This is a genomic window from Flavobacterium ammoniigenes (genome assembly GCF_020886055.1).
In the GTDB taxonomy this organism is placed as follows: Bacteria; Bacteroidota; Bacteroidia; order Flavobacteriales; family Flavobacteriaceae; genus Flavobacterium; species Flavobacterium ammoniigenes.
In genome coordinates this window covers 307,735-327,029 of record NZ_AP025184.1, presented here as the reverse complement: position 1 = coordinate 327,029, position 19,295 = coordinate 307,735, and the positions used below count along the sequence as shown (strand labels likewise).

Annotated in this window: 14 protein-coding genes; 12 read left to right on the top strand and 2 right to left on the bottom strand. The window is 35.0% G+C overall.

The annotated features are described in order from the left end of the window. The first annotated feature begins 9 nt into the window (after positions 1–9). Together nusA and infB are read left to right on the top strand one after the other, a co-directional pair. Positions 10–1,257: a transcription termination factor NusA gene (gene nusA / locus LPC21_RS01385; protein ID WP_229317661.1), complete on the top strand. Its 1,248-nt coding sequence runs from the start codon at positions 10–12 to the stop codon at positions 1,255–1,257. A gap of 74 nt (positions 1,258–1,331) precedes the next feature. After that, the gene (gene infB / locus LPC21_RS01380; protein ID WP_229317660.1) at positions 1,332–4,109 is read left to right on the top strand and encodes a translation initiation factor IF-2; all 2,778 of its coding nucleotides are present in this window, start codon (positions 1,332–1,334) and stop codon (positions 4,107–4,109) included. 55 nt (positions 4,110–4,164) lie between these two features. Here infB and LPC21_RS01375 read toward each other — a convergent pair whose 3' ends face one another. Next, complete coding sequence (locus LPC21_RS01375) at positions 4,165–4,554, bottom strand: SPOR domain-containing protein (RefSeq protein WP_229317657.1); 390 nt, start codon at positions 4,552–4,554, stop codon at positions 4,165–4,167. A gap of 219 nt (positions 4,555–4,773) precedes the next feature. Between LPC21_RS01375 and LPC21_RS01370 the strand changes: the two genes are divergently transcribed. From LPC21_RS01370 to queG, 10 genes are all read left to right on the top strand, one after another. Beyond that, positions 4,774–6,111, top strand: a complete 1,338-nt coding sequence (locus LPC21_RS01370; RefSeq protein WP_229317655.1) for a c-type cytochrome — start codon at positions 4,774–4,776, stop codon at positions 6,109–6,111. A 29-nt stretch (positions 6,112–6,140) separates the two neighbouring features. Further along, entirely contained in the window at positions 6,141–9,194 is a 3,054-nt protein-coding gene (locus LPC21_RS01365; protein ID WP_229317654.1) for a TAT-variant-translocated molybdopterin oxidoreductase, read from the top strand. Positions 9,195–9,229: 35 nt separating this feature from the next. Next, positions 9,230–10,630 (top strand): NrfD/PsrC family molybdoenzyme membrane anchor subunit, encoded by a 1,401-nt coding sequence (gene nrfD, locus LPC21_RS01360; RefSeq protein ID WP_229317653.1) that lies wholly within the window; start codon positions 9,230–9,232, stop codon positions 10,628–10,630. Continuing rightward, the gene (locus LPC21_RS01355; protein WP_229317652.1) at positions 10,623–11,147 is read left to right on the top strand and encodes a DUF3341 domain-containing protein; all 525 of its coding nucleotides are present in this window, start codon (positions 10,623–10,625) and stop codon (positions 11,145–11,147) included. Before nrfD ends, LPC21_RS01355 begins: the two co-directional genes overlap by 8 nt. 8 nt (positions 11,148–11,155) lie before the next feature. Then, the gene (locus tag LPC21_RS01350) at positions 11,156–11,698 is read left to right on the top strand and encodes a c-type cytochrome (RefSeq protein ID WP_229317651.1); all 543 of its coding nucleotides are present in this window, start codon (positions 11,156–11,158) and stop codon (positions 11,696–11,698) included. Between the two features lie 34 nt (positions 11,699–11,732). Next, the gene (locus LPC21_RS01345) at positions 11,733–13,184 is read left to right on the top strand and encodes a quinol:cytochrome C oxidoreductase (protein ID WP_229317650.1); all 1,452 of its coding nucleotides are present in this window, start codon (positions 11,733–11,735) and stop codon (positions 13,182–13,184) included. Between the two features lie 20 nt (positions 13,185–13,204). After that, entirely contained in the window at positions 13,205–14,362 is a 1,158-nt protein-coding gene (locus LPC21_RS01340) for a cytochrome c oxidase subunit II (RefSeq protein ID WP_229317649.1), read from the top strand. Positions 14,363–14,391: 29 nt separating this feature from the next. Beyond that, entirely contained in the window at positions 14,392–16,176 is a 1,785-nt protein-coding gene (locus tag LPC21_RS01335) for a cytochrome c oxidase subunit I (RefSeq protein ID WP_229317648.1), read from the top strand. 87 nt (positions 16,177–16,263) lie between these two features. Further along, entirely contained in the window at positions 16,264–17,286 is a 1,023-nt protein-coding gene (gene ruvB / locus LPC21_RS01330; RefSeq protein WP_229317647.1) for a Holliday junction branch migration DNA helicase RuvB, read from the top strand. A 10-nt stretch (positions 17,287–17,296) separates the two neighbouring features. Beyond that, positions 17,297–18,217 carry a tRNA epoxyqueuosine(34) reductase QueG gene (queG, locus tag LPC21_RS01325; RefSeq protein ID WP_229318598.1) on the top strand — a complete coding sequence of 307 codons (921 nt, stop codon included), beginning with the start codon at positions 17,297–17,299 and terminating at the stop codon, positions 18,215–18,217. Positions 18,218–18,222: 5 nt separating this feature from the next. Here queG and LPC21_RS01320 read toward each other — a convergent pair whose 3' ends face one another. Beyond that, positions 18,223–19,245, bottom strand: a complete 1,023-nt coding sequence (locus LPC21_RS01320) for a LacI family DNA-binding transcriptional regulator (RefSeq protein WP_229317645.1) — start codon at positions 19,243–19,245, stop codon at positions 18,223–18,225. Positions 19,246–19,295 lie beyond the last annotated feature (50 nt).

Genomic DNA, 19,295 nt, shown 5'->3' with positions numbered 1-19,295 from the left:
AGATTTCGCATGGAAAATTTAGCATTAATCGATTCATTTTCAGAGTTTAAAGATGATAAACTTATTGATCGTGTAACGCTTATGGCAATTTTAGAAGATGTATTTAGAAATGCATTAAAGAAAAAATACGGTTCAGATGATAATTTCGATATCATTATCAATCCTGATAAAGGAGATATGGAGATTTGGAGACGACGAGTGATCGTTGCCGACGAAGATTTGGATTTAGAAAACGAAGAAATAACACTTACTGAAGCAAGAAAAATTGAAGCCGATTTCGAAATTGGCGAAGAGGTTTCTGAAGAAGTAAAATTAATTGATTTAGGAAGAAGAGCTATTTTAGCTTTACGCCAAAATTTAATTTCAAAAATACACGAACACGATAATACTAATTTGTACAAACAATTTAAAGATATTATCGGTGAAATTTATACTGCCGAGGTACACCACGTTAGACCAAGAGTTGTAATTTTGGTTGATGATGAAGGAAATGAAATTGTTTTGCCTAAAGAAAAACAAATTCCTTCTGACTTTTTCCGCAAAGGAGATAATGTTCGTGGAATTATCGAAAGTGTAGAATTGAAAGGCAATAAGCCTCAGATCGTAATGTCTAGAACATCAGATGTGTTTTTAGAGAAGTTATTTGAACAAGAAATTCCTGAAGTTTTTGACGGTTTAATTATGGTTAAAAATGTAGTGAGAATTCCTGGCGAAAAAGCAAAAGTAGCCGTAGATTCTTATGATGATAGAATTGATCCTGTGGGAGCTTGTGTGGGAATGAAAGGATCACGTATTCACGGAATTGTTCGTGAATTAGGAAATGAAAATATTGACGTAATTAATTACACAACCAATAATCAATTGTATATCACTCGTGCTTTAAGCCCAGCTAAAGTATCTTCGATTAAAATTAACGAAGAAACCAAAAGAGCTGAAGTGTTCTTGAAACTAGAAGAGGTTTCTAAAGCAATCGGTAGAGGAGGTCATAACATTAAATTAGCCGGTTTATTGACTGGATATGAATTAGATGTAATTCGTGAAGGAGATGTTGCTAGTGGAGAAGAAGATGATATTGAATTAACTGAATTCTCTGATGAAATTGAAGAATGGATAATCGACGAATTTGCTAAAATTGGGTTGGATACAGCTAGAAGTATTTTAAAACAGGAAGTAGGAGATTTAGTTAGAAGAACCGATTTGGAAGAGGAAACAATTCTAGATGTGATCAAAATACTAAAAGAAGAATTTGATAATTAATCTAATTCTGGAATACGCATCTTAATTTTTATAAATTAAGAAATACAATAAAAAGATAATAATAAAAAGGTTTTATGTCTGAAGAGAGAGTAATAAGAATTAACAAGGTTTTAAGGGAATTAAACATTTCGTTAGAAAGAGCAGTAGATTATCTTAAGGATAAAGGAATTGCTATTGATGCAAATCCAAATGCTAAAATTTCTGAACGTGAGTTTGGTATCCTACAAAGTCAATTTGCGGGCGATAAGGGGAATAAAGAGGCTTCTAAAGAAGTAGGAGAAGAGAAAAGAAAAGAAAAAGAAGCATTACGTATCCAACGTGAGCTTGAAATTGAGGAAAAACGCAAACAAGAAGAAGAACGCCAAGAAGTTATTAAAGCGAAAGCAGTAGTGACAGGTCCGATTCAAGTTGGAAAAATTGAACTCAATCCAAAAAAAGCTGCTCCTACAGAAGGTAAAACCCAAAGCGTTCCTCAAGATACTCCTTCGGAAAAACCAGTTTCAGACAAAAAAGAAGTAAAACCTGTTGTTGAGGTGGCTCCTAAACAGGAGAAAAAAGTAGTCGCTCCGGAGGCAACCACCGAAGGTAATTCAGACGATGCTCCAATAGACGAAACGATTACTACTCAATATCAGAAATTATCAGGCGCAACATTGACAGGTCAAACTATTGATTTGTCTCAGTTCAATAAACCTAAAAAGAAAAAAGAAGATCCAAAAATAACTCCTAATAAACCAGGTGCACCGGGTGCAATAGGAGCTGGAGCTAATGCTGGAAAAAATAAAAGAAAAAGAATTGTAGCCAAGCCATCTACTCCAGGTGAGCCAGGAGCTCCAAATCCAAATAAAATAACTCCTAATGCTGGAGGGGGTTACAATGCAAATAGAAGCGCTAAACCTGGTTTTGTAAAAGGAAATAGACCTGCTATTGTTGCAAAAGTAGAACCTACGGAAGAAGAAGTTAAAAATCAAATTCGTGAGACTCTTGAAAAACTTCAAGGTAAAGGGGGTAAATCTAAAGCTGCCAAATACAGAAGAGATAAAAGAGATACACACCGTCAAAAATCAGATGAAGAACAAAGAGCATTAGACGAAGGAAGTAAAACAATTAAAGTTACTGAATTTGTTACTGTTGGTGAAATCGCTATTATGATGGATGTGCCTATTACTAAAGTAATTGGTACCTGTATGTCACTAGGAATTATGGTTACGATGAATCAGCGTTTGGATGCTGAAACATTAACTATTGTTGCGGATGAATTTGGTTACGAAGTAGAATTCATAACTGTAGATATTGAAGAAGCAATACAAGTTGTTGAAGATAAAGAAGAAGATTTAATGTTCAGAGCGCCAATTGTAACGGTAATGGGACACGTAGATCACGGTAAAACCTCTTTATTGGATTACATTCGTAAAGAAAATGTTATAGCAGGAGAGTCTGGAGGAATCACACAGCACATTGGTGCTTATGGTGTAACCTTAGATAACGGACAAAAAATTGCCTTTTTAGATACACCAGGTCACGAAGCCTTTACGGCAATGCGTGCTCGTGGAGCTCAAGTTACCGATATCGCTATTATTGTAATTGCTGCCGATGACGACATTATGCCACAAACAAAAGAGGCTATTAGTCACGCTCAAGCGGCGGGTGTTCCAATTATTTTCGCAATCAATAAAGTAGATAAGCCAAATGCTAATCCAGATAAGATTAAAGAAAGATTAGCTGGTATGAATTTATTAGTTGAAGATTGGGGTGGTAAAATTCAATCCCATGATATTTCTGCAAAAACTGGATTAGGTGTCAAAGAATTACTTGAAAAGGTATTGCTTGAAGCTGAAATTTTAGATTTAAAATCAAATCCAAATAAAGCAGCTCAAGGGACTGTTGTAGAAGCCTTCTTGGATAAAGGTAAAGGATATGTTTCTACTTTATTAGTTCAACACGGAACATTGAGAATTGGAGATTATATGTTGGCAGGTAAACATCATGGTAAAATTAAAGCCATGCATGATGAACGCGGTCATGTAGTAATCGAAGCAGGACCTTCAACTCCAGTATCTGTTTTAGGTTTGGATGGAGCAGCTACAGCGGGTGATAAATTCAATATTTTTGAAGATGAAAAAGAAGCCAAACAAATTGCTTCAAAACGTTCTCAATTGATGCGCGAGCAATCAGTAAGAACGCAACGACATATTACATTGGATGAAATTGGACGACGAATCGCACTAGGTCAATTTAAAGAATTGAACGTAATTCTTAAAGGAGATGTTGACGGTTCTGTTGAGGCATTGTCTGATTCGTTCTCTAAACTATCTACGGAAGAAGTTCAAATTAATATTATCCACAAAGGAGTGGGTGCAATCACGGAGACTGACGTTATGTTAGCTTCTGCTTCTGATGCAATTATTATCGGATTTAATGTTCGCCCTGCAGGAAATGCAAGACAGTTAGCTGATAAAGAAGAAATTGATATCCGCTATTACTCTATTATCTATGCAGCTATTGATGACTTGAAAGATGCTATGGAAGGAATGTTAGCGCCAGAAATGAAAGAAGAAGTATTGGGTACAGCTGAAATCAGAGAGATATTTAAAATCTCTAAAGTTGGATCTATTGCAGGATGTATGGTGATGGATGGTAAAATTACAAGAAACGCTAAGGTTCGTGTAGTTAGAGAAGGAGTTGTTGTATTTGATGGCGAATTAGTTGCTTTAAAACGTTTCAAAGACGATGTGAAAGAAGTGACTAAAGGATACGATTGTGGTATTCAAATCAAAGGATACAATGATATCGAAGAAAGAGATGTTATTGAGGCTTACCATGAAGTAGCTATCAAAAAGAAATTGAAATAAAATTCAAAAAAAAATCCCGATTTATTCGGGATTTTTTTTTGACTTGTTGTGTACTTTATTTTGTAGGTTTTATTAAAAGTAGGTTTTTGTATTTCTTTTTGATCTCTGTAAAATATCTTTCGGCTTCCATTCGGGTTTTGAAATTACCAACCCATACTCTATAATTTGGGGTATTGAAAACTATAGTAGCTTCTATGTCGTTAAATTCTTGTTTGAATTGCAATATTGTTTTTTTTGCTTTTTCATTTTCGCCACTAAAAATCTGAATTTTATATCTGTCGTTTGAAGTTATAACGTTATTTAATTTTCGTTTTTCGGCGAGTAATTGTTCGAATTTTGACTCGTTTTTAGGACTATTTTTGACGTTTTGGCCTAATACAGAACTAGTTGGTAAAGCAACCAGAATGGGTAGTAAAACCCAATGGCAAAGTGTTAAAATTCTCATAATGTGATCGTTTTTATACAAAAGTAATATTTACAAAGAGAATACTAAAGGTAAATATTATTTAGAATTAATATAAATTGAATTTAAGACTATTTTAAGGTTTTGAGAATAGTTCTTAAGTCGTATTTTTGTGCAAGTTTTAAAAGAATGTATTTGTTTTTTCTAAACAATGTTTGGAGCAAAAGCAAAACTAATTTTAGTAGATAATCATTATACTATATGAAAAAGATGGGTAACCATAATTCGATCGTAAGGAAATTATATTTCTGCTTAGCATTAATGCTAACTTTCTCTTTAACTTCATTTGCTCAAGAAGCTGCTCCTGCGGCTGATGCAGCTGCAGCCGCTCCGACTGCTACAACTGGAGGCGATCCTGTAGTTGGAAAAGAGCTTTTCAATGCAAATTGTGCGGCATGTCACAAACTAGATGCCAAAGCTACTGGTCCTGCTTTAAGAGGGATAGCTGCTAAATATGAGATGTCGTGGATCTACAAGTGGGTTCACAACAGTTCTGATTTAATTAAATCTGGAGACGCAGCTGCTGTAAAAGTTTTTGAAGAAAATAATAAAGCAGTGATGACTGCTTTTCCACAATTATCAGAAGCAGACATTGATAATATAATTGCATATACTTCTACTCCAAAAGAAGAAGCGCCTGCTGCTACTGCTGCCGCTGTTCCTGGAACTGAGGGAGCTGCACCGCAAGCTGAAGGTGGAATAACCAATACTATTATTTTAGGAGCCTTGGCATTGGTGATGGCGATGTTAGTAGTAATGTTGTTTTTAGTAAACAACGTATTACGTAAAGTGGCTAAAGCTAACAATATTGAAGTAGCTCCTAAACAACCAACTACTCCTATATGGAAAGCATTTGTTAAGAATCAATTTTTAGTATTGGTAACAGCAATATTCTTATTGTTGTCTGGTGCTTATTTAGTGTATGGTTTCTTAATGCAAGTAGGTGTTGATCAAGAATATTCTCCAATTCAACCTATTCATTATTCTCACAGAATTCATGCTGGAGATAATGAAATCAATTGTAAATACTGTCACTCTGCAGCTAGAGTTAGTAAAAATGCTGGTATTCCATCATTAAATGTTTGTATGAACTGTCATAAAAACATTGCTGAGGTTGCTGAAACCACTGCTACTCCAGAGTACAGCAAAGCTTTTTATGATGAGCAAATCCAAAAATTATACACTGCTGTGGGTTGGGATAAAACAACTCAATCGTATACTGGAAAAACACAACCTGTTAAATGGGTTCGTATTCACAATTTACCTGACTTTGTATACTTCAATCACTCACAACACGTAACTGTTGCTGGTGTGGAATGTCAAACTTGTCACGGTCCTGTGGAGGAATATGAAATTCAAAAACAGTTTGCTCCTTTAACTATGGGATGGTGTATTGATTGTCACCGTAAGACCGATGTTAAAATGGAGGGTAATGAATATTACACTAAAATCCACGAACAACTTTCTAAAAAATATGGCGTAGACAAATTGACTGCTGCTCAAATGGGAGGTTTAGAATGTGGTAAATGTCACTATTAATCAAATTATTAAGTTTTTAATATTTATATATGTCATCAAACAAAAAATACTGGAAAAGTGTTGAGGAACTAGACGGAAATAGTTCTATTGTTGAGGCGCTTAAAAATAACGAATTCGTTGAAGAAATTCCTACAGATGAATTTTTAGGAAATAGTGATTCATTATCCTCTTCTACAACACGTCGTGACTTTTTAAAGTACGTTGGATTTAGTACAGCTGCTGCAACTCTTGCTGCATGTGAAGGTCCTGTTCATAAATCAATACCTTATGTGTTGCAACCGGAACAAATTATTCCTGGTGTAGCAGACTATTATGCGACAACTGTTTTTGACGGTTTCGATTTTGCTAATTTATTAGTAAAAACACGTGAAGGTCGTCCAATTAAAATTGATAACAATGCTATTGCTGGAGCAAAATTTTCTGCGAATGCTAGAGTTCATGCGTCTATCTTGTCGTTGTACGATAGTATGCGTTTGAAAGAACCAAAAATCGCTGGAGCTAATGCAAGTTGGTCAGATGTGAATGCTAAAATTGCATCAAGCATTGTAGAAGCTAAAGCAAAAGGAGGTCAAGTAGTTGTATTAACAAATACTTTAGCGAGTCCTTCAACTGAAAAGTTGATCGGTGAATTTATCGCTAAAAATCCAAATGCAAAACATGTTGTTTACGATGCAGTTTCCTCTTCAGAAGCATTGGATGCTTTTGAAACAGTATATGGTGAAAGAGCCTTAGTGGACTACGATTTTGCTAAAGCTTCTTTAATCGTTTCTGTTGGAGCAGATATCCTTGGAGATTGGCAAGGTGGAGGTTATGGAGCCGGTTATGCTCAAGGTAGAATTCCTAATAACGGTAAAATGTCTCGTCACTTCCAATTGGAAGCGAATATGACTTTATCTGGAGCGGCTGCTGACAAGCGTTTACCAATGTCAACTGCTAATCAAAAACAAGCATTAGTACATATATATAATGTTGTAACAGGATCCTCTGTTGCGGTGAATTTAGAAGATCAATACAAATCAGAAGTAACTAAAGCAGCACAACAATTGAAAGCTGCTGGTTCAAAAGGAGTATTGGTATCTGGAATTCAAGATAAAAATGCTCAATTATTAGTATTAGCAATCAACCAAAAATTGGCTAGTGAAGCTTTTACTACTTCTGGAACAAGACAAATTAGAAAAGGATCAAACGAGAAAGTAGCTCAATTGATTAATGAAATGAAAGCAGGTAGCGTTCATACATTAATTATGAGTGGCGTTAATCCAGTTTATACATTGGCAGATAGTGCTTCTTTTGTAGAAGGACTTAAAAAAGTAACTACTTCAGTTGCTTTCTCTTTGAAAGAAGATGAAACGGCTTCAGTTGCTACAATCGCTGCACCAGTTCCTCATTATTTAGAATCTTGGAATGATTTAAGCTTGACTAAAGGAACTTACAGTCTTACTCAGCCTACAATCCGTCCTTTATTTAATACCAAACAATTTCAAGATGTTTTATTGTCGTTGAATGGTAATGCTGGAACTTATTACGATTATATCAAAGGAACAGCTGCTACTATAATTGCAGGTTCTTCTTGGAATAAAGTGTTACACGATGGTGTGTTTGTTGGAGCTATTCCAACTGCGTCTGCAGGTTCAGCTGATTATGCTGCTGCAGCATCTGCTTTATCAAAATCAAAAGCTGCTGAAGCATTTGAATTGGTTTTATACACTAAAACTGGTTTAGGTGATGGTCAACAAGCTAACAATCCTTGGTTGCAAGAATTTCCAGATCCAATAACAAGAGTTTCTTGGGATAACTATGTTACAGTTTCTAATGCTGATGCTAAAAAATTAGGATTAACCAATGAAATTGTTGCTAATGGAGGTTTAAATGGTAGTTATGCAACTATTACAACTACAGAGGGTACAAAATTAGAAAATGTACCTGTAATTGTTCAACCAGGTCAAGCGGTTGGAACTGTAGGTTTGGCTTTAGGATATGGTCGTAAAGCGGCTTTAAAAGAAGAAATGTCAGTAGGTATTAATGCTTACGCTTTATATAAAGGGTTTAATAATGTGCAATCCGTTTCTATAGCGAAAGCTGATGGAGAGCATGAGTTTGCTTGTGTTCAAGGTCAAAAAACCTTAATGGGAAGAGGCGATATTATTAAAGAAACTACCTTAGAAATATTCAACACTAAAGATGCTAAAGAATGGAATGAAGTTCCTATGGTATCTTTGGATCACAAAGAAGTAGAGTCTACTAAAGTTGATTTATGGGATTCATTTGATCGTTCAATTGGACATCACTTTAATCTTTCTATCGATTTAAATGCTTGTACTGGTTGTGGTGCTTGTGTTATCGCTTGTCATGCAGAGAATAATGTTCCTGTAGTTGGTAAAGCAGAAGTTAGAAGAAGTAGAGATATGCACTGGTTGCGTATTGATAGATATTATTCTTCTGAAAGTACTTTTGAAGGGGATAACGAAAGAAAAGAAAACATTGCAGGTTTGTCAAGTTCATTGTCAACATTTAACGAAATGGAAAAAGCAGGAGATAATCCTCAAGTGGCTTTCCAACCAGTTATGTGTCAACACTGTAACCACGCACCTTGTGAAACTGTTTGTCCTGTTGCGGCTACTTCTCACGGTCGTCAAGGTCAAAATAACATGGCGTACAACAGATGTGTTGGAACTCGTTACTGTGCTAACAACTGTCCGTATAAAGTGCGTCGTTTCAACTGGTTCTTATACAGTCAAAACAGCGAGTTTGATTATCATATGAATGATGATTTAGGTCGTATGGTATTGAACCCAGACGTGAATGTTCGTTCTCGTGGAGTTATGGAAAAATGTTCTATGTGTCTTCAAATGACCCAAGCAACAATTCTTAAAGCTAAAAAAGAGGGTAGAGCAATTAAAGATGGTGAATTCCAAACCGCTTGTTCAAATGCTTGTGCTACTGGAGCAATGGTATTTGGAGATGTAAATGATGCTGAAGCAAAAGTAACTAAATTAGCTGCTGATGATAGAATGTACCATTTATTAGAGCATGTAGGAACTAAGCCAAATGTGATTTATCACGTTAAAGTTAGAAACACCTAGTATAAAATATTAATTAAGAAACAAGATAAAGGATTATGTCGTCTCACTACGAATCAAGCATTAGAAAACCTTTAGTTATTGGTGATAAATCTTATCACGATGTAACAGTAGATGTTGCAGCTCCTGTTGAAGGTAAAGCTAACAAACATTGGTGGATTGTGTTTTCAATCGCATTAACAGCGTTCCTTTGGGGATTAGGCTGTATTATCTATACTGTATCTACAGGAATCGGAACATGGGGATTAAATAAAACCGTGGGCTGGGCTTGGGATATCACTAACTTCGTTTGGTGGGTAGGTATTGGTCACGCAGGAACTTTGATTTCTGCAGTATTATTACTTTTCCGTCAACGTTGGAGAATGGCCATTAACCGTTCTGCAGAAGCAATGACTATTTTTTCTGTAATTCAAGCTGGTTTGTTTCCAATTATTCACATGGGACGTCCTTGGTTAGCTTACTGGGTGTTACCAATTCCAAATCAATTTGGGTCTCTTTGGGTAAACTTTAACTCTCCTTTATTATGGGACGTATTTGCAATTTCTACCTATCTTTCTGTATCATTAGTTTTCTGGTGGACTGGATTATTGCCTGATTTTGCGATGTTAAGAGATAGAGCGATTACTCCTTTTCACAAAAGAATTTATTCTATTCTGAGTTTTGGATGGAGTGGAAGAGCTAAAGATTGGCAACGTTTTGAAGAAGTTTCTTTAGTTCTTGCAGGTTTAGCTACTCCTTTAGTACTTTCTGTACACACTATTGTATCGATGGACTTTGCTACTTCAGTAATTCCAGGATGGCATACTACCATTTTCCCTCCATACTTTGTTGCAGGAGCGGTATTCTCTGGATTTGCAATGGTTAATACCTTGCTTATTATTATGAGAAAAGTATCTAATTTAGAAGCCTACATTACTGTTCAACATATTGAGTTAATGAACATTGTAATCATGATCACAGGTTCTATTGTTGGAGTTGCTTACATCACTGAATTATTTGTGGCTTGGTATTCAGGTGTTGAATACGAGCAATATGCTTTCTTGAACAGAGCAACAGGACCTTACTGGTGGGCTTACTGGTCTATGATGACTTGTAACGTATTTTCTCCTCAATTCATGTGGTTTAAAAAATTAAGAACAAGTATTATGTTCTCATTTATCATCTCAATTGTCGTTAATATTGGTATGTGGTTTGAACGTTTCGTAATTATCGTTACTTCATTACACAGAGATTATCTTCCATCTTCTTGGACGATGTTCTCGCCAACATTTGTTGACATTGGAATTTTCATTGGAACAATCGGTTTCTTCTTTGTATTGTTTTTATTGTATGCTAGAACATTCCCTGTAATTGCACAAGCAGAGGTTAAAACAATATTAAAAGCAACTGGAGATAATTATATTAGAGAAAGAGCAAATAAAGAGTCACACCATGAGTAATAAAATAATATACGCCATTTATAATGACGATGATGTATTAATGGATGCCGTTAAAAAAACACGTGCAGCTCATTATCATATCGAAGAAGTTTTTAGTCCATTTCCTGTTCACGGTTTGGATAAAGCGATGGGATTGGCACCAACACGTTTAGCTATTTGTGCTTTTTTGTATGGGTTGTGCGGAATTTCATTTGGAACTTGGATGATGAATTACATTATGATTCAAGATTGGCCTCAAGATATTGGTGGGAAGCCAAGTTTTAGTTATATCGAAAACATGCCAGCTTTCGTTCCAATTATGTTTGAAGAAACAGTATTTTTTGCAGCACACTTAATGGTAATTACTTTTTATATGAGAAGTAAATTATGGCCATTTAAAGAAGCAGAGAATCCAGATGTTAGAACTACAGATGACCATTTTTTGATGGAAGTTGCTGTTCATGATAATGAAGCAGAATTAGTTTCATTTTTTGAGAACACTGGGGCTGTAGAAGTTAAAGTAATTGAAAAGCATTAATCCTAGTTATGAAAAATATATTTAAAATAGCGTGTTTGTTTGGGATGACCACTTTGGTTTCATGTCATGATAAATCAGCACCCAATTATCAGTATTTTCCAAACATGTACGAATCGGTAGGTTATGAAACCTATTCTGAGTCTGCAGCTTTTAAAGATGGGAAAGAAGGACAACTTCCAGTTGTTGGAACAATAAATAGGGGGTTTGAGCCTTATGAGTATGAAAATTCAACTGCTGGTTATGAGTTAGCAAAAGCTAATTTGAAATCTCCTTTAGATTCTATTCAAAAAGACATTGTAAAAGGACAAGAACTTTACGAAATCTATTGTATCAGTTGTCATGGTGCTGCTGGAAATGGTAAAGGGAAATTAGTAGAAAGAGAAAAATTCCTTGGAGTTCCAAGTTATGCTGATAGACCAATTACAGAAGGTAGTATTTTTCATGTAATTACTTATGGTTTAAACTCCATGGGTTCACATGCCAATCAATTGGATGCTAAAGAACGTTGGTTAGTAGCTAACTATGTTCTTAAACTTAAAAGCGAATTATAATATATAATTGTTGAACAAACTGATCGTAAAAGATATGTATACATTTTCAAGTAAATTAAAAACTTTTTCACTAATCCTTATGGCTGTAGGTCTTTTAGGAATTGGTTATGGTTTTTATACTGCTCCTAAAGATATAAAAGAAGTAGAAGCACTTTTGGCTGCTGAAACTCATGGTGGTCATGCTGCTGTTAAGCATGAAGCAACTGAGTCTCATGAGGCAAAATCGGAAGCATCTGTTGAAAAAGAACAGGAAGCCACTGAGGTACATGAAGCTGATCCATCGCATGATGTAAAAGCAGAATCTCATGCTGGTGTTAAACAGGAAGGCACTGAGACGCATGAAGGTGATGCTCATGCTGAACATGAAGAACATTTAACTCATGTGTTGCATCAATTGCAAAATAAGCCATGGGCTGCTTTGTATGTTGCTTGTATTTTCTTTTTGTTAATTTCAATGGGAACATTAGCATTTTATGCTATCCAACAAGTTGCTCAAGCTGGTTGGTCTCCAGTTTTATTCAGAGTAATGCAGGGTATTACAGCCTACCTACCTGTAGGTTCTGTTGTATTCTTTTTATTCTTGGTGTTATCTGGGTTGCATTTCAATCATTTGTTTGTTTGGTTAGGCGAAGGTGTTACTGATCCTACTAATGCTAATTATGATGCAATTATTGCTGGTAAATCAGGATATTTGAATTTCCCATTTTGGATTGTTAGAGCAGCTATTTTCTTGTTAGGATGGAATGCATATCGTTATTATTCAAGAAAAAACTGTTTAGCTCAAGATGAAGCGGACGATAATTTGAATTACAAAAAGAACTTCAAAATATCTGCTGGATTTTTGGTATTCTTCATCGTTTCTGAATCAATTATGTCTTGGGATTGGATTATGTCAATTGATCCTCACTGGTTCAGTACTTTATTTGGATGGTATGTATTTGCAAGTTTCTTTGTGAGTGGTATTACCACGATTGCAATGATAACTTTGTATTTAAAATCAAAAGGTTATTTAGAACATGTTAATACTAGTCATATCCATGATTTAGCTAAATTCATGTTTGGAATTAGTGTATTCTGGACTTATTTATGGTTCTCACAATTCATGTTAATATGGTATGCTGACATTCCTGAAGAAATCACCTACTACGTAACAAGAATCCAATTATACAACCTTCCATTTTTTGGAGCCGTTGTTATGAACTTTTTATTTCCATTATTGATTTTAATCAATACTGATTTCAAAAGAATTACTTGGGTATTGGTGATGGCTGGAACAGTTATTTTACTAGGTCACTATGTTGATTTCTTCAACATGATTATGCCGGGTACTGTTGGTGACCAGTGGTTTATTGGAGTATCTGAAATTGCTTCTGTTCTTTTCTTCTTAGGGTTGTTTATTTATGTTGTTTTCACAGCATTAACTAAAGCTCCTTTATTGGCTAAAAGAAATCCATTTATTGAAGAGAGTAAACATTTTCATTATTAATAATATTTAAATAAAAACAGATGACAAGTTTGTTGGTAATTATAGTTTTAGTTTTATTAGCTGTAGCAATTTGGCAGTTAACCAAAATATTTGATTTAACTCAAGTAGGTAATTCAAGTACGAATGATTCTCAAATTGCAAATGATAATGATAACAATGTTCAAGGATATTTGATGTTTGGCTTTTTAGCTTTCATTTATATTTTTACAATTTATGGTTTAATTAGATGGGGCGATCTTCCCTTACATACTCCTGCTTCAGAGCATGGTTCAGATGTAGATACTTTAATGAATATCACTTGGGTTTTAATTTTCATAGTACAAGCGGTTACTCAAGTTTTATTGCATTTCTTTGCTTTTAAATACAGAGGAAAAAAAGATCAAAAAGCAACTTTTTTTGCTGATAACAATAAGTTAGAAGCTATTTGGAGTTCGATTCCAGCAGTAGTATTAGCCGGTTTGATTTTATACGGTTTGTATGCATGGAATAATATTATGTTTGTTGATGAAGACGAAGATGTAATTGTTATTGAATTGTATGCCCAGCAATTTAAATGGACTGCTCGTTATGCAGGTGCTGATAATGTTTTAGGAAAAGCAAATGTGAGACTTATTGATGGTGTTAATGCTGTTGGTATGGATTTGTCTGATCCTAACGCACAAGATGATTTTGTAACCTCTGAATTGCATATTCCAAAAGGAAAGAAAGTACTTTTTAAACTTCGTTCTCAAGATGTATTGCACTCAGCTTACATGCCTCACTTTAGAGCTCAGATGAACTGTGTTCCTGGTATGGTTACTCAGTTTGCTTTTACTCCTGTTTACACTACTGCCGAGTATAGAGAGTTACCATTTATGGTTGAAAAAGTGTCAAGAATTAATGAATTAAGAACTAAGAAGAGTGCTGATTTAGTTGCTGCAGGTAATACTGCTTTAGATCCTTACACTTTTGATTACCTTTTATTATGTAATAAAATTTGTGGAGCTTCCCATTACAATATGCAGATGAAAATTGTTGTAGACACTCCTGAAGAATATAAAGCTTGGCTATCTGATAAAGTGGCTTTGGTTAAAGAAGTGAAGGCTTCTAATGAACCTGCTCCAGCTGCAGATGGTTCTGCTTCAGACTCTATAGCTGTTAGTTCAGACACTGTTGCTTCTAAAGTTGCAATGAAATAATTAAATAAAAATTTATAAAGTATATAAATATGTCAGCAGATTTACACGGTCACGAACACGATCATCATCATAAAGAAACCTTCATTACTAAGTATATCTTTAGTATTGACCATAAAATGATTGCTAAACAATACTTATTAACTGGTATTGTAATGGGAATTATTGGAGTTGGAATGTCTTTGCTTTTCAGAATGCAATTGGCATGGCCAGAGGAGTCATTCAAAATTTTTAATATTTTATTAGGAGATAAATTTGCTCCAGATGGAGTAATGGCTAATGATATTTACCTGGCTTTGGTTACCATTCATGGAACCATTATGGTTTTCTTTGTTTTGACAGCTGCTTTGAGTGGTACCTTCAGTAATTTATTGATTCCACTTCAAATTGGTGCTCGAGACATGGCGTCAGGATTTATGAATATGATTTCCTATTGGTTGTTTTTCTTGTCAAGTGTTATTATGGTTTGTTCTTTATTTGTTGAAGCAGGACCTGCCTCTTCAGGATGGACAATCTACCCTCCTTTAAGTGCATTGCCACAAGCGATTCCTGGTTCAGGAACCGGTATGACACTTTGGTTAGTATCTATGGCTATTTTTATTGCTTCCTCTTTAATGGGATCTTTAAATTATGTTGTTACCGTTATTAACTTGCGTACTAAAGGTATGACAATGACAAGATTGCCTCTTACTATTTGGGCTTTCTTTGTGACTGCTATCATTGGGATTGTATCTTTCCCAGTATTATTATCTGCAGCTTTATTGTTGATTTTTGATAGAAGTTTTGGAACCTCATTTTTCTTGTCTGATATTTATATTGCTGGAGAAGTACTTCACTATCAAGGAGGATCACCAGTATTATTCGAACATTTATTTTGGTTCTTAGGTCACCCTGAGGTATATATTGTATTATTGCCAGCTTTAGGTATTACATCTGAAGTTATCGCAACTAGTTCTCGTAAACCAATTTTTGGTTACAGAGCGATGATCATGTCTATTTTAGCAATTGCATTTTTATCAACTATAGTTTGGGGTCACCATATGTTTATATCGGGTATGAATCCATTCTTGGGTTCGGTATTTACCTTTACTACTTTGTTGATTGCAATTCCATCTGCTGTAAAAGCATTTAACTACATTACTACTTTGTGGAAAGGAAATTTACAGTTTAATCCAGCCATGTTGTTTTCAATTGGATTGGTTTCTACTTTTATTACTGGTGGTTTAACTGGTATTATTTTAGGAGATAGTACTTTGGATATTAATGTTCACGATACGTATTTTGTTGTAGCTCACTTTCACTTAGTAATGGGTATTTCTGCTCTTTATGGAATGTTTGCTGGAATTTATCACTGGTTCCCAAGAATGTTTGGAAGAATGTTAAACAAAAATTTAGGGTATATTCACTTTTGGGTAACAGCAGTTTGTGCTTATGGAGTTTTCTTTCCAATGCACTTTATTGGATTAGCTGGTTTGCCGAGACGTTATTATACGAATACTAACTTTCCATTATTTGACGATTTACAAAATGTGAATGTATTAATTACAACATTTGCTTTAATTGGTGGAGCTTTCCAATTGGTGTTCTTATACAATTTCTTTGTAAGCATTTTTTACGGAAAGAAAGCGGAACAAAATCCATGGAAATCAAATACGTTAGAATGGACTGCGCCTGTTGAACATATTCACGGAAACTGGCCAGGAGAAATTCCTGAAGTACACAGATGGCCATACGATTACAGTAATCCAGCTCATGATGAAGATTTTGTACCGCAGAATGTTCCAATGAAACCAGGTGAAGAAGTTTTACATCACTAATATAAAAAAGCCTCTATTGTAGAGGCTTTTTTATTTCAACTTTATTAGCACGATTATTTCTTACTAATCTTTCTCTATATTTGTTTCATGAACGAAAATTTAGACCCCACTACAAAAGGTTACAACCCAGAAGAACTTGATCTTGAAAAAAGATTGAGACCGCTTTCATTTGATGATTTTGCAGGACAAGATCAAATTCTTGAAAATCTTAAGGTTTTTGTAGAAGCGGCGAATCAACGCAATGAAGCTTTAGACCATACTTTATTTCATGGGCCTCCGGGTTTAGGGAAAACTACTTTGGCTAATATTTTGGCTAACGAATTGCAAGTAGGAATCAAAATCACTTCAGGTCCTGTTCTTGATAAACCTGGAGATTTAGCGGGTTTATTAACTAATCTTGAAGAACGAGACGTTTTATTTATCGATGAAATTCATCGTTTGAGTCCAATTGTAGAAGAATATTTGTATTCGGCTATGGAAGATTTCAAGATTGATATTATGATTGAATCTGGTCCAAACGCTAGAACGGTTCAAATTAATTTAAATCCTTTTACGCTAATTGGAGCAACTACTCGTTCAGGTTTATTAACTGCTCCAATGCGTGCTCGTTTTGGAATCTCCTCTCGTTTACAATATTACACTACTGAGCTTTTGACAACCATTATTGAACGTAGTGCTGGTATTTTAAAAATGCCTATTGACCTTGAAGCTGCCATTGAAATTGCTGGACGAAGTAGAGGCACGCCTCGTATAGCCAACGCATTGTTGCGTAGAGTGCGTGATTTTGCACAAATTAAGGGTAACGGTACAATTGACATAGAAATTGCTAGATACGCCTTAAAAGCGCTTAATGTGGACGCTCATGGTTTGGACGAAATGGACAATAAAATTTTAAATACCATTATCGATAAATTTAAAGGCGGTCCAGTTGGTTTAACTACCCTGGCAACTGCGGTTTCAGAAAGTAGTGAAACCATTGAAGAAGTTTATGAACCTTTCTTAATTCAAGAAGGATTTATCATGCGTACTCCTCGTGGCCGAGAAGTGACTGATAAGGCCTACAAACATTTGGGCAAATTGAAAACCAATATTCAAGGCGGATTGTTTTAATTCTATTTTTATTACTACCAAATCAAAATATTCACAATTCATTAAATCGGAGGCCTTACGCCTTGGTTTTTTGTCTTGTGGTATATCTGAGGCTGGTTTTTTAGAAAAAGAGGCTCCTCGACTCGAAAAATGGCTTAAAAACAATAGTCATGGTCAAATGTCCTACATGGAAAATCATTTTGACAAGCGATTAGACCCTACCTTATTGGTTGACGGTGCCAAAAGTGTTGTTTCTTTGCTTCTGAATTATTACCCTTCCGAATTGCAAAGAGAAGATTCCTATAAAATATCCAAATACGCTTATGGCCAAGATTATCATTTTGTAATCAAAGAGAAGCTTAACGAATTATTATTTAGCATTCAAGAACATATAGGAACGGTATCTGGAAGAGCTTTTGTAGATTCTGCTCCAGTTCTCGATAAAGCTTGGGCTGCGAAGAGTGGTTTGGGTTGGATTGGTAAAAACAGCAATCTGATTACCCAAAAAGTGGGCTCATTTTATTTTATTGCCGAATTAATTATTGATTTGGAATTAGAATATGATTTTGCAACAACAGATCATTGTGGCAGTTGTACGGCTTGTTTAGATGCTTGTCCAACTCAGGCGATAATTGCTCCTTATCAAGTCGATGGTAGTAAATGCATTTCCTATTACACCATTGAATTGAAAGATAATCTTCCAGAAGAGATGAAAGGAAAATTGGATGATTGGGCTTTTGGTTGCGATGTATGTCAAGATGTGTGTCCTTGGAACCGCTTTTCCAAAGCGCATAACGAACCCTTATTTCAAGCTAATCCGGAACTGCTTTCGTATTCCAAACAAGATTGGGAAGAAATTACAGCCGAAACTTTTCAAAAAGTATTCAAAGATTCGCCTTTGAAAAGAACAAAACTAGAGGGTTTAAAACGAAATATACAATTTTTGAAATAAATCAATTAGTTTCTACTTGACTCTCTTTCAATAATTTGAGTTTCTAATTCTATGGTTTTTGGAATGTATTCTGATTCTTCTTTTCGTGCTACCATTTCTTCTAATAATAAGTTAAAAGCCGTAATACCCATTTCGTGACTCGGTTGTTCTACCGTACTTAATTTGGGTGTAATTACTTGAGACATGAACCAGTTGCTAAAACCAATTACTTTAACATCCTTTGGGACATTTATTTTTTGGTCGTTACAATATGCTAATGCTCCAACGGCTACTAAGTCAGTTATTGCAAAAATCCCATCTACATCTGGATGTTCTTCAAATAATTGTTTGGTAAATTCCAGTCCTTCTTCAAAGTTTACTTTTTCACAGGTGTATACTAATTTCGAATCAAATGGAATTCCGTTGGACTCTAATGCTTTTTTGTAGCCTAAATAACGATCTATTGAATTTTGTGGATTAAGGGGACCGCGAATATGGGCTATTTTTTTACAACCATTGTCAATCAAGTGTTGTGTGGCATCAAATCCCGCTTTTTGATCGTCAATGACTACTTTAGAACATTTAGCAAGTTTGGCAATTTTATCAAACATAACTAGTGGAATTTTCCTATTCAATATGTCTTGAATATGCGAATCGTTATTGGATTCATTAGACAAGGAAATTAAAATACCATCAACCCTTTTATTTATCAATAAATCGACTTGTTTTTTTTCTAACTCTAGGCTTTCATTGGATTGTAATATGATCACTAAATAGCCATTTTTTTCAGCGGCATCAATTATTGATTTAATGATATTTGAAAAAAAGTGGTGAGTAACCTCAGGAATAATTAAACCAATAGTTTTGGACTCTTTTGTTCTTAAATTGACGGCAAAACTATTAGGTGTATAATTCAAATTCTCAGCCAATTCCTTGACTGCTTTTTTAGTTTTTTCACTAACATCAGAATAATCTTTTAACGCCTTTGAAACGGTCGTTATCGAAATTCCTAGGGTAGTTGCAATTTCTTTAAGAGTAATGTTTTTCATTGACTTTTGATTTGGCAACAAATATATTAAATATCAGTTTGCGAATTGTT